This is a genomic window from Burkholderia sp. SR8 (assembly GCF_052851275.1).
In genome coordinates this window covers 98474-112238 of the sequence record NZ_JAULUC010000016.1, presented here as the reverse complement: position 1 = coordinate 112238, position 13765 = coordinate 98474, and the positions used below count along the sequence as shown (strand labels likewise).

The window sequence follows — 13765 nt, the reverse complement described above, 5'->3', positions numbered from 1 at the left end:
GTTTGCGAAGGGGGTTTGCTCAGACGGTCTCGATCAGATCGTCGACGGCCGACATCGGGCGGCGCGCGGTGTGATCGGGGCGCGTGTCGGGCAGGTCGTGCTTCGCGCCGTGCGCGACGTCGGGCAGCGCGGGGCCGGCCTTCATCAGCTTCAGCATGTAGTACACGCCGGTGCCGAACACGAGGAAGTACACGATCACGAACGTCATCATCGACAGACTGACCTGCTGCACCGACAGCGGCGACACGGCCTGCGCGGTGCGCATCACGCCGTAGACGACCCACGGCTGGCGGCCCGCTTCGGTCGTCACCCAGCCCGCGAGCAGCGACACGAAGCCGGTCGGGCCCATCGCGAGCGCGAAGCGCTGGAACCACTTCGATTCATACAGGCTGCCGCGGCGGCGCAGCAGCCATGCGAGCGCGGCGAGGCCGATCATCGCGAAGCCCAGGCCGACCATGATCCGGAAGCTCCAGAACACGACCGTCGAGTTCGGGCGGTCCTCGGGCGGGAAGTCCTTCAGCCCGCGGATCTCGCCGTCCCAGCTGTGCGTGAGGATCAGGCTGCCGAGGTGCGGCACCTTGACCGCGTAGCGGGTCGTTTCGGCCTTCATGTCCGGAATGCCGAACAGGTTGAGCGCGGTGCCGCCCTTTTCCGTTTCCCACAGCCCTTCGATCGCGGCGATCTTCGCGGGCTGGTGCTTCAGCGTGTTGAGGCCGTGCTGGTCGCCGATCACGGCCTGCAGCGGCGCGAGCACCAGCAGCAGCCACAGCGCCATCGAGAACATCTTCTTCACGCCCTTGTCGCGGCGGCCCTTCAGCAGGTGCCACGCGCCCGTCGCGGCGACCACCAGCGCGGCGACGATGAACGCGGCGATCGCCATGTGGAACAGGCGGTACGGGAACGACGGGTTGAACACGATCGCGAACCAGTCGGTCGGCACGACGCGGCCGTCGACGATCTCGAAGCCTTGCGGCGTCTGCATCCAGCTGTTCGATGCGAGGATCCAGAACGTCGAGATCAGCGTGCCGATCGCGACCATCAGCGTCGCGCCGAAGTGCGCACGCGGGCTCACGCGATTCCAGCCGAATAGCATGATGCCGAGGAAGCCGGCTTCGAGGAAGAACGCGGTCATCACTTCGTACATCAGCAGCGGGCCGGTGACGGAGCCGGCAAAGCTCGAGAAGCCGGACCAGTTCGTGCCGAACTGATAGCTCATCACGACGCCCGATACGACGCCCATCCCGAACGCGACCGCGAAGATCTTCGACCAGAACAGGCACAGCGTCTTGTAGTACTGCTTGCCGGTCTTCAGCCAGCGATATTCGAGCACGGCGATGAAGCTGGCGAGGCCGATGCTCAGCGCCGGGAAGACGATGTGAAAGGAGACGGTGAACGCGAATTGCAGGCGGGCCAGATCGAGGGCCGAAAATGCGGTGTCCATACCAGTTGACCGAGGCTGACGATACCCGCCGGCGGGTGCCGGCGGACCCCGGCCGACGAGGCGGCGGGGTTGGCTGGAGTATGGAACGCGATGTTGCGCCGCGAAATGTGCCAACTCGTCGCAGATGTCCAGCCCGTCGCCCGCATTTTCGGGATAAATCGTTGATTCGTATCAAGAACGCGGCGCGCCGCGCATGCGGCCGCGGCGTGGCGGTCTGCCGCACGTGCGGCAATATGGCGCGTCGCATCATCGGAACGATGCGGCCGGCGTCGGGATGTCCGCGCGCAACGCGGTGCCGCCGCGCGTCGGATCCGTTCGCCACCGGCGCGACGGCGCGCGCATCCCGCAAGCGTCCGGCCACGGGCAGGCGCCGCGCGAATTGCGTACACTCTCAGTCTCGTTTCGGCAGGGCCGGGCGCCTCGGTTCCGGTCCGCGTTCACAAGGGCACGAAGATGATCGATTTACGCAGCGATACCGTGACACGTCCGAGCCAGGCGATGCTGGCCGCGATGACAGCCGCCGAAGTCGGCGACGACGTATGGGGCGACGACCCGACCGTGCTGCGCCTGCAGGCCGTCGCGGCCGAGCGGGCCGGCAAGGAAGCCGGCCTGTTCTTCCCGAGCGGCACGCAGGGCAACCTGGCCGCGCTGATGGCCCACTGCGAACGCGGCGACGAATACATCGTCGGCCAGCTCGCGCACACCTACAAGTACGAAGGCGGCGGCGCGGCCGTGCTCGGCAGCATCCAGCCGCAGCCGATCGAGAACGCGCCGGACGGCACGCTGCCGCTCGCGAAGATCGCCGCGGCGATCAAGCCGCTCGACAATCACTTCGCCCGCACGCGGCTGCTCGCGCTCGAAAACACGATCGGCGGCCAGGTGCTGCCGGAAGGTTACGTGCAGGAAGCCGTCGCACTCGCGCGCAGCCGCGGGCTGGCCACGCACCTCGACGGCGCACGCGTGTGCAATGCGGCGGTCGCGTCGGGACGCGCGATCGCCGAGCTGTGCGCGCCGTTCGACACGATATCGATCTGTTTCTCGAAAGGGCTCGGCGCGCCGGTCGGCTCGGTGCTGGTCGGCAATCGCGCGCTGGTCGAGCGCGCGCAGCGCTGGCGCAAGGTGCTGGGCGGCGGGATGCGGCAGTCGGGCATTCTGGCGGCAGCCTGTCTGTATGCGCTCGATCACAACGTCGAGCGGCTCGCCGACGATCACGCGAACGCCGCGCATCTCGCCGCAGGCCTTGCGCGCATCGAGCCGGTGAAGGTGCTGTCGCATGCGACGAACATGGTGTTCGCGCAATTCCCCGAAGCCGACTGCGCGCCGCTCGAGGCGTGGCTCAAGGAACGCGGGATTCTCACGCAGATGCTGTACGCGTCGCGCTTCGTCACGCATTGCGACGTGTCGCGCGCGGACATCGATACCTTCATCGACGCGGTCGGCGCGTATTTCGCGCAGCGGCGCGCGTAACGGGGAATCCGGAAGGCGCCGGCCGGCGGCGGGCCGGCGCGACGCGACACGGTGCAAAACAGCGCGGCGCGTTGTCGGCACGATACGTGCCGCGCCGGCGGATTACGCTTGCCGCGGCGTGTCGACGGGCGGCGTGCCGTCGCGGAACAGCGATTTCAGCTGCGTGCGCAGTTCGGCGCTGTCGGTGTGCTGGTGCACCGACACCGCATGTTGCACGGCGGCCTCCAGCAGTTCGTCGTCGGAGTCGGCGGAAATTGCGACCGAGCAATTCATCGCGCTGGGAAACTCGCGGCAATCGATATAGCGGCGGGACATGATGTTCTCCTCACAGGAAAGGGAACGGCCGGACTTGCATGAGCGGCCGCGCGGCGCGTTCGCGAGGCCGACGAAAAAAGTATAGGCGGCACGGCACGGTTTCTCGCTGCAGCGCGGGCAGCGCCGGCAGGGCCGATCGCCCGCTGCTCGTTACCGCAGCGGCGCGAGCAACCGGCGCGCCGCTTCGACCACCCGCGCGGACAGCGACGCCATCGTCGGCGACTGCACGGTCCATGCATGCCAGTACAGCGTGACGTCGGTCGGATGCAAGGGCGCGAGATCGACGAGCCCCTGCGCGTCGAGCGGCGCGCCGCCGATCAGCGGCTCCGGCACCATCGCGTAGCCGAGCCCGTGCCGCACCGCCGCGAAATGCGCGTGCGTGCCCGGCACGTAGTGGCACGGATATGCACCTTCGGGCAAGCCGAACTTCTCCTTCAGGAATGCCGACTGCAGCGTGTCGCGCCGCGAATACGCGACGACGGGCGCGGCGCGCGCGCTCGTGCGGTTCAGCCCGCGCGGAAACCAGCGACCGGCGAACGCGGCGGCTGCCAGCAGCCGGTAGCGCATCGTGCCGAGCGGCGTCGCGACGCAGCCGCGCATCGGCTTCGGCTCGGTCGTCACGCAACCGACGGCCATGCCGCTTTCGAGCAGCGCGAACGTGTGGTCCTGATCCTCGACGATCAGTTCGAACAGGATGCGTTCGCCCGCGAGCACCGACGTCAGCGCGGGCAGGAACCAGGTGCCGAGGCTGTCGGAGTTCAGCGCGATCGTGACCGAGATCGGCGATTCGCGCTCGGCCGCGAGCGTGCTTTGCAGGTCGGCCTGCAATAGCGCGACGCGGCGCAGATGCTGCAGCACGCGCTGGCCGGCGACGGTCGGCCGGCACGGCCGCGTGCGCAGCACGAGCGGCGTGCCGAGGCTCGCTTCTAGCGCGCGGACCCGCTGCGTGACGGCGGACGCGGTCACGTGCAGCCGCGCGGCCGCCTGTTCGAAACTGCCGGTGTCGGCGACGGCCAGCAGTGCGGCGGCCTGCTTCGGATCGATCGTCATCGACATGTCGGCGCGATTCCTGTGAACGTAAGACGAGAACAGGCGGTAGTGTAAGGCAGCGCGCGCGGCGGGCCGGCCGCGGGATGGCGGCGCACGCATGTTTTGAACTACGCTGTATGGACGTGTGCGCCGCCGTGCCGGCGACGCGCGCAGGATGGGGCACGCCGCTTCCGGCGATCCGCACCATCGTCCGCCCAACCGCGTTACCCGCCGACGGAGCAACCTCGCGATGATCTTCCGGCAACTGTTCGACCCGCAATCGTCGACCTATACCTATCTGCTTGCCGACCCCACGGCGCGCGAAGCGCTGCTGATCGATCCGGTGTTCGAGCAGGTGCGCCGCGACGCGGCGCTGCTCGACGAACTCGGGCTGCGGCTCGTCGCGACCGTCGACACGCACGTGCACGCCGATCACGTGACGGGCGCATGGCTGCTGAAGCAGCGCACCGGCAGCACGATCGCGATCTCGGCCGCGAGCGGCGCGCAGGGTGCCGACCGCTATCTGAACGACGGCGACCGCTGCGCATTTGGCTCGCGCTACCTGACCGTGCGCGCGACGCCGGGCCACACGAGCGGCTGCATCAGCCTCGTGCTCGACGACGAGTCGATGGCGTTCACCGGCGACTGCCTGCTGATTCGCGGCACCGGCCGCACCGACTTCCAGCAGGGCGACCCGCGCGCGCTGTATCGCGCGGTGCACGGCCGGCTGTTCACGCTGCCCGCGGCGTGCCTGCTGTATCCGGCGCACGATTATCGCGGGCTGACGGTCACGAGCGTCGGCGAGGAGCGGCGCTTCAATCCGCGTCTCGGCGGCGATCTCAGCGAGGACGACTTCGCGGGCTACATGCGCAATCTCGGGCTCGCGCATCCGCGCCAGATCGACGTCGCGGTGCCGGCGAACCTGCAGTGCGGCGTCGCCGCGAACGCGCCCGACACGCAGGCCGCACCCGACTGGGCGCCGCTCGTCTACACGTTCGCCGGGTTCTGGGAAATCGATCCGCAGTGGCTCGAGGATCACCTGCCGGCGGTGCAGATCGTCGACGTGCGCGAGCCGGACGAATTCACCGGGCCGCTCGGTCATCTGCCCGGCGCGACGCCGATCCCGCTCGGCGAACTGGCCGCGCGCACCGGCGAACTCGCGCACGACCGGCCGATCGTGACCGTGTGCCGCGCCGGCGGCCGTTCCGCGCAGGCCACGGTGATCCTGCTGAAGGCCGGTTTCGATGCCGTCGCGAACCTCGGCGGCGGGATGCTGCGCTGGCGCGGCGAAGGGCGCGTCGTGATGGACGGCCGATCGTAGCGACGCGGTAACCCACGACCAAAAAATGTTCGGACCGGTGTTGAATCGGCGTCGTGCCGTTCGTCGTCCGGGTATCCGACCACATGGCGCCGCATGACGCGGCGCCGAAACCCCGAGAGACCCTGCGATGATGCCGACGCTCTATGCCCATCCTTTTTCGTCGTACTGCCAGAAGGCGCTGACCGCGCTTTACGAGAACGGCACGCCGTTCGAGTACCGCGTGCTCGCGCACGACGATCCGAAGCCGATGCAGGAACTGGCCGCGCTGTGGCCGATGAAACGCTTCCCGGTGCTGGTCGATGCGGGCCGCACGGTGATCGAGGCGACGATCATCGTCGAATACCTCGACCTCTACCATCCGGGCCCCGTGCGGCTGGTGCCGGAAGACCGCCGCGCGGCGCTGGAAGTGCGGACGATGGATCGCTTCTTCGACAACTACGTCGCCACGCCGCAGCAGAAAGTCGTGTTCGATGCGCTGCGGCCCGAGCACGAGCGCGATGCGCGCGGCGTGGCCGATGCGCGCGCGATGCTGGAGACGTCGTACGCGTGGCTCGATCGCACGATGGCCGGTCGCGAATGGGCGGCCGGCGACCGTTTCAGCCTCGCCGACTGCGGCGCGGCGCCGTTCCTGTTCTACGCGGACTGGACGCACCGGATCGACCCGTCGTTCTCGAACGTGATCGCGTATCGCAAGCGGCTGCTTGCGCGGCCGTCGTTCGCGCGCGCGGTCGACGAGGCGCGGCCGTATCGTCCGTTTTTTCCGCTGGGTGCGCCCGATCGCGACTGACGTGCACATGCGCGGCTGCGGCGACGACGCGGGCGGCGGCAAGCGCACCGCGCGATGCAACCGAGCAGGGCCGGCAGCGTGGGCCCGGCCGTCGTGACGAGAGCAGCGGATGCATCGCGGCGCCGTCCCGTTACATCGCCGTGTGCTTGACCGACTGCGCGAGCGTCAGCAGTTCGTCGAACTGCGTGATCAACTCGAAGCACAGCAGGAACGCGAGCGTATACGCCGGCGCGGGGAAGCGCCGGATCGCGTCCAGCACCTGCGGCGCGAAGCGCGCGCGAATCGCATCGCGCGTCAGCAGCCACGCGATCGCGATGCCGATCGCGGCCCCGGCGATCAGGTCCGTCGGGTAGTGATAGCCGAGATACGCGCGCGGCACGCAGATGAACACGACCGCATACAGCAGCGCGAGCACGCCGACGCGGCGCGCGATGATGAAGATGCCCGTCGCGATCGCCATCCACAGCATCGCGTGATCGCTCGGAAACGAACTCCACGCCTGCAGCGTGGCCGCACGCAATTCCTCCGACGGAAAGTGCAGGTGCAGATCGGGGTTGTAGATCGGCCGCACGCGGAACGGCAGCACTTTCGCGAGCAACCGGCCGAACGCGAGCGCGACGAGCCCGCTTGCGACCGTCGCGACGACCAGCTCGCGTTGCCGTTCGCGCTGCGGCCCGGGCTGGAACCATAGCCAGCACAGCACGGGGATGAGCACGAAGCCCTTGAACGTGTACAGGCCGGCGATCACCCGGATCGCGTGATTCATCAGCGGGCCGAACGTGATGTGGGTGAGGAAGGTCTGGATCGTGGTGTCGAAATTATTCATGTTCTGCGACCCGGCGGCCGCATGCGCATGGCGCGCGGCCGGCAGGATCAGGAAGCGCGCTCGCACCGGAGCGCAACGGGGGGCAAGTATGTCATCGGTAATTTCGAAGAAAATGGGAAAAAATACCGGGAATCCCCTGAGAAAACGCGAAGTCGTCATGGGGCCGGATTGCATGGGGCCGTGCCGTGCGGGGATGCCGAATCATCAGATGGTTGCGCGCGCACCGATCGGCGCCGGCCGAAAAATAATTGGCTGAACTGCACGATTCGGTGCATCGTCGCCGACCTTGCATCGAATGAACGAGTGCGACCTGTGCCTTGCATGGATCTGCAGTGCTGCGCCGCGTCCTGCAGCACCGTACGAAATTGGAAAGAAAAAGGCGGGCAAGCCCTGCGGGCCGCCCGCCTCGTATCCGGGATGCCGGAAATTACCGGCGCCACATCCGCACGGCCAGCGCGCCGAGCGATGTCGCGACGGCCAGCACGATCACCGCGTTCCAGCCCAGTTGCGCGAGCAGCGTACTGCCCGCCGCGGCCCCGGCCGCCATCCCGATGAACATGCCGACGAACAGCACCGCGTTGAGGCGGCTGCGCGACGCGGGATCGATCCGGTAGACGATCGACTGGTGCGCGATCAGCGTAGCCTGCACGCCGAGATCGAAGCCGATCGTCGCGGCGGCGAGCAGCGCGAGTTGTGCATGCGGCGTCAGCAGCGGCGCGGCGGCCATCGCGGCGAACGACACCGTTGCGATCGCGATGCCGATCCGCGTGACGCGCTCGGGACCGTGGTGGTCGGCCAGGCGTCCGGCAATGGGCGCGGCCAGTGCGCCGGCGGCGCCTGCGAGGCCGAATGCGCCGGCGGCCGCGCTGCCGAGATGGAACGGCGCGCCGTGCAGCATCACCGCGAGCGTCGACCAGAACGCGCTGAACCCGACGGCGAGCAGCCCTTGCGCAAGCGCGGCGCGGCGCAGCGCGGGATGACGACGCCACAGTTCGCCGAGCGAGCCGATCAATGCGCGATACGACAGCTGCGTGGTCGGCGCGAAGCGCGGCAGCCCGCGGGCGGCGACGACGCCGATCGCGGCGACGCTGGCGGCCGCGAGCGCGAACATCGCGCGCCAGCCGGCCGTTTCCGCGACGAAGCCGGCCACGACGCGCGACAGCAGGATGCCGAGCAGCAAGCCGGTCATCACCGTGCCGACGATGCGGCCGCGATGCGCATCGTGCGCGAGCGTCGCGGCGGCCGGCACGACGTCCTGCGCCATCGTCGCGGTCAGCCCGATCGCGAAGCTCGCGGCCAGCAGCAGCCCGAGCGACGGCGCAACCGCCGCGAGCAGCAGCGCACCGACCAGCGCGGCGGCCTTGGTCACGATCACGCGGCGGCGGTCGAAGCGGTCGCCGAGCGGCGCGAGCAGCAGGATTCCGAGCGCATAGCCGAGCTGCGTGAGCGTCGGCACGAAGCCGATCGCGCGGGCCGACGCGCCGAGATCAGGACCGAGCGCGGCGAGCATCGGCTGCGCATAGTAGAGCGGTGCGACGCCGAGACCGGCCGCCGCGGCGAGCAGCAGCACGAGACGGCGGTCGGGCATCGACGACGCGGCCGCGTGGGCCGGTGCATGGGCCGCGCGGGGCGCGGCATCGAGACGAGTGGAAGTGGACATCGCGTGCATCCTTGTTCGGTTAGCGGATGGACGCCAGTGTGCCGACGGGCCGGCAGCCACGGTAGTGTCGCCCGGCGCAGATTTGTTATACGCTTGACGAATGACCGAGAAAAGCTCCGCTTCGCCCGCTGCTGGCGGCTCTGCGCGTATCGACACGGTGCCCGTCGACGGTGCCGGCTATCGTTTCGAGTTGATGGAAACCTTCGTACGCATAGTCGAGGCCGGCAGCCTGTCGGCCGCCGCCGCGCAACTGCATACGACGCAACCGACCGTCAGCCGCCGGTTGCAGACGCTCGAGCGCTCGCTCGGCATGCGGCTGCTGCAGCGGACGACGCACACGATGCGGCTGACCGTCGACGGCGAGCGCTGCTTCACGCGCGCGAAGGAACTGCTGGCGAGCTGGGCGGCGTTCGAGGCCGACCTGCGCGGCGCGCAGGAGGAGCCTGACGGCTTGTTGCGCGTCGCGGTGCCGCATGCGTTCGGGCAGGAGCGCTTTGTCGCGCCGCTCGCGACGTTTCTGCGCGAATATCCGCGCGTATCGGTGGAATGGCTGCTGCAGGACGACGTGCGCGATTTCGTCGGCAGCGGAATCGACTGCGCGATCCAGGTCGGCGAGCCGACCGATCCGGGCGTCGTCGCGATCCGGTTGACGAAGGTGCCGCGTTTCGTGGTGGCCGCGCCGTCGGTGCTGCACGGCGCGCCGGTGCCGGCCGATCCGGACGCGCTCGCCGCGTTGCCGTGGCTCGCGTTGCGCACGTATTACCGGACGGAACTGACGCTCACGCACGCCGCCACGGGCGACACGCGCCGCATCGCGATCCGTCCGCGCATCACGACCGAGAACCTGTACGCGTTGCGCAGCGCGGCGCTGCTCGGCGTGGGCGCATGCGTCGGTTCGTCGTGGCTGCTCGCCGAGAATCTCGCGCGCGGCGAACTCGTGCATCTCGCGCCCGAATGGCAGGCCGCGCCGCTGCCGGTGTACCTGACCTACCCGCATGCGCAGTTCTATCCGTCGCGGCTCGTGCGCTTCGTCGCGATGATGCGCGAGGCCGTGCCGCCGCTCGTCGAAGGGCTCGACACGTAAGCGGCGGCCCGCGCCGTCAGCCGCGCCGGATGCCCTCGGGCAGCGCGCTGATGCGGCGCACTTCCGGCGAGTCGAGCCACGCGCGCGACGTCGCGCAGTCGACGAACATGTCGGTCGCATCGTCGCCCCAGAACAGGTCGCCGTCGAGTTCGAAGGTCGGCACGCCGAACACGCCGCGCGCGATCGCCTGATCGGTGTTCGCGCGCAGCGCGTCCTTCACAGGTTGTGCGTCGACCGCCGTCACGCCTTCCGGGAAGCCCGCCGCGTCGCACAGCCCGGCGAAGCCGTCGGGCGTCGACACGTCGTGGCCATCGCGCCAGATGTGCCGGAAGATCCGCCGGATCGCATCGGGCGTGTTGCCCATCGCGATCGCGAGACGCAGCGGCCGGATCGGGTTGAACGGATGCGCGGGCGGCATCCGGAACGGAATGCCGAGCTTGTCCGCGCGATATTGCGCATGGCGATAGGTGAAGATGCGCTTCGCCGCGATCTCGGCCGGCGCTTTCTGGCCCCAGTGTGCGAGCAGCGCGCCGAGCACGATCGGCTTCGGTTCGTACGCGGCGGCGGGCGGCAGTTGGTCGAACCGTTCCTGCTGCAGATACGCGAACGGCGAAACGAAATCGAAATACCAGGTGGCGGTGCGCGCGGCGGTCATCGCGTGTGTCTCCTCGGGCGAATCCGGGTGGGCGCGTGCGAAGGCGGGGCGGATGGCGGGCGATGCACGCGTGGGCGCGCCAGTGTCGCACGCCGCGGCATTTCGCGCTGCCGGGCGGTGCGTACGGGCGACCGCAGGTGGCCGATGCGCGCGGCGGCGGCGCGATGCCCGCGGCATCACGCGTCACTGCGCAACGTGCAGGTGCATCAGCCCTTCTCGACCAGCGCCGCGAGTTTCGCGAGCGCCATGCGCCAGCCGGTTTCGTTGTCGGCGGCCGGCACCCCGGGCGGTACGCCGTCGTGCACCGCATCGACGCGCGTGCCGCCTTCCTCGTCGCACAGCGTGATCGTGATCGTCATTGCGCCGCGCAGCATCGGATCGTCGGTCTCGAACACGTCGATTTCGACGATCCGCTCGTCGGGCACGAGCGTCACGAAGCGGCCGTGATAGGTGTCGGTGTGCGCGCTGGTCTTGCCGCTGTCGTCCGACGGTTCGTCGTAGCTCAGCGATACGCGCAGCGCGCCGCCTTCGCGCGTGTCGTAAGCGTGCACGCGGCACGTCATGCCGTCCGGCACTTTCCATTGTTCGACCGCGTGCGGATCGAGCAGCGCGCGATAGATGCGCCCGCGCGGTGCGTTCAGGTGCCGGCTGACCCGGGTCGAATGCGTGTGCATGTGCAGCATGTCGCCTCCTGCGGAATGCGCGCGACGGTGCACGCCGGCGGCCGGCGTGTCGTCGTGCTTCCTTCAGGAATGCTATGCGCGTACAACGCGCCGTGCAATGGCCGCGTCCAGCGTTTTCAGCGCAGCGCGGCCGCGAATGCGTCGAGCTGCGTGATGCAGGTGTTCCAGCCCTCGAAAAAGCCGAGCGCCTCGTGCCGTTCGCGCGTCGCCGCGTCGGGGTGCATCACGCGGGCTTCGTAGCGGCAGCCTGCGTCGTCGTCGGTCATCGTGATGATGGCCGTGAAGCCCAGCCACGGCACCTGCGGCCGCCAGCCGCCGGTCAGCATCGACGTGAACGCGATCCGCGTTTCGGGCACGATGTCGAGGAAGCAGCCGGGGTTGTCGCTCGTGCCGCCGTCCGGGCCGCGCATGAACGTGTGAAAAGTGCCGCCGGGGCGCAGGTCGAACGCGCGGACCTCGGTCGTCCACGGTTTCGGGCACCACCATTCCTTCAGCAGGTCGGGATCGGTCCACGCGCGCCACAGCGCCCGGCGCGGCGCGCGCAGCGTGCGCGTGATGACGAGGTCATGGGTTTCGGCGGGTTCGACGTGGCTGGCTGACATGCGCTTGCTCCTCCTGGTGTTGGCGTTCGAGGAATTCCACGAGACGATCCGAGCGCGCTTCCCACAGCGCGCGCTGCGCGGCGAGCCACTGCTCGGCTTCCGCGAGCCGGCTGCCGACCAGCTCGCAGGTGCGCGAGCGGCCGGCTTTCCGGGTGCGGACGAGTCCGCTGCGCTCGAGCACCGCGACGTGCTTCATGAACGACGGCAGCGCCATGTCGAACGGTGCGGCCAGTTCCGACACGGTTCGCTCGCCGTCGCCGAGCGCGCTGACGATCGCGCAGCGCGTCGGGTCGGCGAGCGCGTGGAATACGTCGTCGATGCCCGGTTGAAAGTTATCCATTTGGCTAAGTGTAGGCAAACGGTCGGGGCGATGCAACGGGAATTTTCGTCGAGTAGGATGATGGGGCGGTAACATCCGCCGGCTGGCTCGATGCGGTGTTTTTGGCCGCCGGCCGCCGTTGCGCGAGTAGCGGTCGCGGCCGTCGTCACTACAGAATCGGGCGCATGCCGTCCGCATCACTTATCGGAGAGGGCATGACTCAAGCCGTTACCGTACGCCGCGTCGACGCGAGCGAAGCAGGCGCCTGCATCGACGCGCTCGCCGACGTGCTGATCGAGTGCGTCGAGGGCGGCGCGTCCGTCAGCTTCATGCTGCCGATCGCGCGCTCGACGGCCGTCGCGTTCTGGACCCGCGTCGCCGAAGGCGTCGCGAGCGGCGAGCGGATCCTGCTCGTCGCCGAGGACGCCGCCGGCCGGATCGTCGGCACGGTGCAGGTCGTCACCGCGCAGCCGGAGAACCAGCCGCATCGCGCCGATATTGCGAAGATGCTCGTGTCTCCGCATGCGCGCCGGCAGGGGATTGCCGCGCGCCTGATGGCGGCGGCCGACGAAGCGGCGCGCGACGCCGGCAAGACCGTCCTCGTGCTCGACACCGTGACGGGCGGCGATGCCGAGCGCGTGTACGAGCAGGCCGGCTGGCAGCGCGTCGGCGTCGTGCCGAACTATGCGCTGATGCCCGACGGCACGTTGTGCGCGACCACGTATTTTCACAAGCAGCTCGTGTAACGCCAACGAAATCGCCGCATCGATGAAACGCTCCCATGTCGCTTTTGCCCTCACGGGCCTGCTCGTCGCGGTGCCGATCGCCGCTTTCGCGCTCGTCAAGCCGCTGCGCGTCGTCGCGCCCGCGCTGCTGCCGGGCGTGTCATGCCCGAGTGCGGACATCTGCACGGACGACACTGCGAAGCTCGGCGACGCGGAGCAGCTCTATCGTGACGGCTACGCGCGCGCGGCGGCGGCGGTGGGCCGGTTCCGCGCGGCGCCGCGCGTGGTGTTCTGCTCGACGCGCGAATGTGCGGACAAGTTCGGTCTCGGCGAACGGGCGGCCCTGACGTTGGGAGATTTCGGCGTGGTCATCGCGCCGCGCGGCTGGACGACCTACTTTCTCGCGCACGAACTGATCCATCACCGCCAGGCGGAAGTGCTCGGCAACCTCGCGGTCGCGACCAAGCCGCGTTGGCTGATCGAAGGGATGGCGTATGCGCTCAGCGACGATCCGCGTCGTCCGCTGAAGGAGCCGTTCGAGTCGTGGCGCACGCAGTTCGCGGCGTGGCACGCGGCATTGGGCCAGCAGCCGCTGTGGGATGCCGCGAAGGCGGTGGAGTAGCGGTCGGCCCGCCGGTGTCCGGCGCCTTGGCGCTACGCCGGAGCGACTGGATCGTCGGGGCGCCCGACGAGCGTGCGCCACGCATACGACGCGATCGAGTGCGGTGCGGAAGCGGTATCGACCGACGACTTCACGCGGCAGGTGAAAGCCGCGTTGTCGGCCGGTGTGTATCTGGAAGAGGCGACGCCGCTCTGACGTCGCTTGTGCAGATGGCCCGCCGCCCGCGCAT

Annotated in this window: 15 protein-coding genes and 1 pseudogene; 7 read left to right on the top strand and 9 right to left on the bottom strand. The window is 69.1% G+C overall.

Annotated features, from left to right (window positions below; all coding sequences use genetic code 11):
• Positions 1 to 19: 19 nt before the first annotated feature.
• A complete protein-coding gene (locus Q3A80_RS20790) occupies positions 20 to 1441 on the bottom strand; it encodes a cytochrome ubiquinol oxidase subunit I (protein WP_446330765.1) in 1422 nt (473 codons plus the stop codon).
• A gap of 453 nt (positions 1442 to 1894) precedes the next feature.
• Here Q3A80_RS20790 and ltaE point away from each other — a divergent pair, with 453 nt between their 5' ends.
• Positions 1895 to 2908, top strand: a complete 1014-nt coding sequence (ltaE, locus tag Q3A80_RS20785; RefSeq protein WP_446330764.1) for a low-specificity L-threonine aldolase — start codon at positions 1895 to 1897, stop codon at positions 2906 to 2908.
• A gap of 102 nt (positions 2909 to 3010) precedes the next feature.
• Here ltaE and Q3A80_RS20780 read toward each other — a convergent pair whose 3' ends face one another.
• Together Q3A80_RS20780 and Q3A80_RS20775 are read right to left on the bottom strand one after the other, a co-directional pair.
• Positions 3011 to 3223: a DUF1059 domain-containing protein gene (locus Q3A80_RS20780; RefSeq protein WP_446330763.1), complete on the bottom strand. Its 213-nt coding sequence runs from the start codon at positions 3221 to 3223 to the stop codon at positions 3011 to 3013.
• 150 nt (positions 3224 to 3373) lie between these two features.
• Positions 3374 to 4279, bottom strand: a complete 906-nt coding sequence (locus Q3A80_RS20775; protein ID WP_446330762.1) for an HTH-type transcriptional regulator ArgP — start codon at positions 4277 to 4279, stop codon at positions 3374 to 3376.
• Positions 4280 to 4502: 223 nt separating this feature from the next.
• Here Q3A80_RS20775 and Q3A80_RS20770 point away from each other — a divergent pair, with 223 nt between their 5' ends.
• The gene (locus Q3A80_RS20770; protein ID WP_446330761.1) at positions 4503 to 5573 is read left to right on the top strand and encodes an MBL fold metallo-hydrolase; all 1071 of its coding nucleotides are present in this window, start codon (positions 4503 to 4505) and stop codon (positions 5571 to 5573) included.
• Positions 5574 to 5700: 127 nt separating this feature from the next.
• Entirely contained in the window at positions 5701 to 6360 is a 660-nt protein-coding gene (locus tag Q3A80_RS20765) for a glutathione S-transferase family protein (protein WP_446330760.1), read from the top strand.
• A gap of 130 nt (positions 6361 to 6490) precedes the next feature.
• On the opposite strand, the gene Q3A80_RS20760 is transcribed toward Q3A80_RS20765, so the two are convergent.
• Complete coding sequence (locus Q3A80_RS20760; protein ID WP_446330759.1) at positions 6491 to 7186, bottom strand: phosphatase PAP2 family protein; 696 nt, start codon at positions 7184 to 7186, stop codon at positions 6491 to 6493.
• A gap of 427 nt (positions 7187 to 7613) precedes the next feature.
• Positions 7614 to 8846, bottom strand: a complete 1233-nt coding sequence (locus tag Q3A80_RS20755) for an MFS transporter (RefSeq protein ID WP_446330758.1) — start codon at positions 8844 to 8846, stop codon at positions 7614 to 7616.
• A 100-nt stretch (positions 8847 to 8946) separates the two neighbouring features.
• Here Q3A80_RS20755 and Q3A80_RS20750 point away from each other — a divergent pair, with 100 nt between their 5' ends.
• Entirely contained in the window at positions 8947 to 9930 is a 984-nt protein-coding gene (locus Q3A80_RS20750) for a LysR family transcriptional regulator (RefSeq protein ID WP_446330757.1), read from the top strand.
• Positions 9931 to 9946: 16 nt separating this feature from the next.
• Here the strand turns inward: Q3A80_RS20750 and Q3A80_RS20745 are convergent, their stop codons facing one another.
• The 4 genes from Q3A80_RS20745 to Q3A80_RS20730 all read right to left on the bottom strand — a co-directional run bounded on the left by Q3A80_RS20745 (position 9947) and on the right by Q3A80_RS20730 (position 12210).
• A complete protein-coding gene (locus Q3A80_RS20745) occupies positions 9947 to 10585 on the bottom strand; it encodes a 2-hydroxychromene-2-carboxylate isomerase (protein ID WP_446330756.1) in 639 nt (212 codons plus the stop codon).
• A 206-nt stretch (positions 10586 to 10791) separates the two neighbouring features.
• Positions 10792 to 11268, bottom strand: a complete 477-nt coding sequence (locus Q3A80_RS20740; RefSeq protein WP_446330755.1) for an SRPBCC family protein — start codon at positions 11266 to 11268, stop codon at positions 10792 to 10794.
• Positions 11269 to 11384: 116 nt separating this feature from the next.
• The gene (locus Q3A80_RS20735; RefSeq protein WP_446330754.1) at positions 11385 to 11870 is read right to left on the bottom strand and encodes an SRPBCC family protein; all 486 of its coding nucleotides are present in this window, start codon (positions 11868 to 11870) and stop codon (positions 11385 to 11387) included.
• A complete protein-coding gene (locus Q3A80_RS20730) occupies positions 11833 to 12210 on the bottom strand; it encodes an ArsR/SmtB family transcription factor (protein ID WP_446330753.1) in 378 nt (125 codons plus the stop codon). The genes Q3A80_RS20735 and Q3A80_RS20730 overlap by 38 nt, the downstream gene beginning before the upstream one ends.
• 194 nt (positions 12211 to 12404) lie before the next feature.
• Here Q3A80_RS20730 and Q3A80_RS20725 point away from each other — a divergent pair, with 194 nt between their 5' ends.
• From Q3A80_RS20725 to Q3A80_RS20715, 3 genes and pseudogenes are all read left to right on the top strand, one after another.
• The gene (locus tag Q3A80_RS20725; RefSeq protein WP_446330752.1) at positions 12405 to 12935 is read left to right on the top strand and encodes an N-acetyltransferase family protein; all 531 of its coding nucleotides are present in this window, start codon (positions 12405 to 12407) and stop codon (positions 12933 to 12935) included.
• A gap of 22 nt (positions 12936 to 12957) precedes the next feature.
• Positions 12958 to 13536, top strand: coding sequence for a hypothetical protein (locus tag Q3A80_RS20720; RefSeq protein ID WP_446330751.1), 579 nt, complete (start codon positions 12958 to 12960; stop codon positions 13534 to 13536).
• A gap of 72 nt (positions 13537 to 13608) precedes the next feature.
• A pseudogene (locus Q3A80_RS20715) lies at positions 13609 to 13731 on the top strand (short-chain dehydrogenase); the annotation flags it as partial.
• Positions 13732 to 13765 lie beyond the last annotated feature (34 nt).

What these genes read in the sequence shown, in the direction of transcription:
- Q3A80_RS20770 (WP_446330761.1), top strand. Translation starts at nt 4,503, where the DNA reads ATGATCTTCCGGCAACTGTTCGACCCGCAATCGTCGACCTATACCTAT.
- ltaE (WP_446330764.1), top strand. Translation starts at nt 1,895, where the DNA reads ATGATCGATTTACGCAGCGATACCGTGACACGTCCGAGCCAGGCGATG.
- Q3A80_RS20755 (WP_446330758.1), bottom strand. Translation starts at nt 8,846, where the DNA reads ATGTCCACTTCCACTCGTCTCGATGCCGCGCCCCGCGCGGCCCATGCA.
- Q3A80_RS20725 (WP_446330752.1), top strand. Translation starts at nt 12,405, where the DNA reads ATGACTCAAGCCGTTACCGTACGCCGCGTCGACGCGAGCGAAGCAGGC.
- Q3A80_RS20745 (WP_446330756.1), bottom strand. Translation starts at nt 10,585, where the DNA reads ATGACCGCCGCGCGCACCGCCACCTGGTATTTCGATTTCGTTTCGCCG.
- Q3A80_RS20790 (WP_446330765.1), bottom strand. Translation starts at nt 1,441, where the DNA reads ATGGACACCGCATTTTCGGCCCTCGATCTGGCCCGCCTGCAATTCGCG.
- Q3A80_RS20720 (WP_446330751.1), top strand. Translation starts at nt 12,958, where the DNA reads ATGAAACGCTCCCATGTCGCTTTTGCCCTCACGGGCCTGCTCGTCGCG.
- Q3A80_RS20740 (WP_446330755.1), bottom strand. Translation starts at nt 11,268, where the DNA reads ATGCTGCACATGCACACGCATTCGACCCGGGTCAGCCGGCACCTGAAC.
- Q3A80_RS20780 (WP_446330763.1), bottom strand. Translation starts at nt 3,223, where the DNA reads ATGTCCCGCCGCTATATCGATTGCCGCGAGTTTCCCAGCGCGATGAAT.
- Q3A80_RS20730 (WP_446330753.1), bottom strand. Translation starts at nt 12,210, where the DNA reads ATGGATAACTTTCAACCGGGCATCGACGACGTATTCCACGCGCTCGCC.
- Q3A80_RS20765 (WP_446330760.1), top strand. Translation starts at nt 5,701, where the DNA reads ATGATGCCGACGCTCTATGCCCATCCTTTTTCGTCGTACTGCCAGAAG.
- Q3A80_RS20775 (WP_446330762.1), bottom strand. Translation starts at nt 4,279, where the DNA reads ATGTCGATGACGATCGATCCGAAGCAGGCCGCCGCACTGCTGGCCGTC.
- Q3A80_RS20735 (WP_446330754.1), bottom strand. Translation starts at nt 11,870, where the DNA reads ATGTCAGCCAGCCACGTCGAACCCGCCGAAACCCATGACCTCGTCATC.
- Q3A80_RS20760 (WP_446330759.1), bottom strand. Translation starts at nt 7,186, where the DNA reads ATGAATAATTTCGACACCACGATCCAGACCTTCCTCACCCACATCACG.
- Q3A80_RS20750 (WP_446330757.1), top strand. Translation starts at nt 8,947, where the DNA reads ATGACCGAGAAAAGCTCCGCTTCGCCCGCTGCTGGCGGCTCTGCGCGT.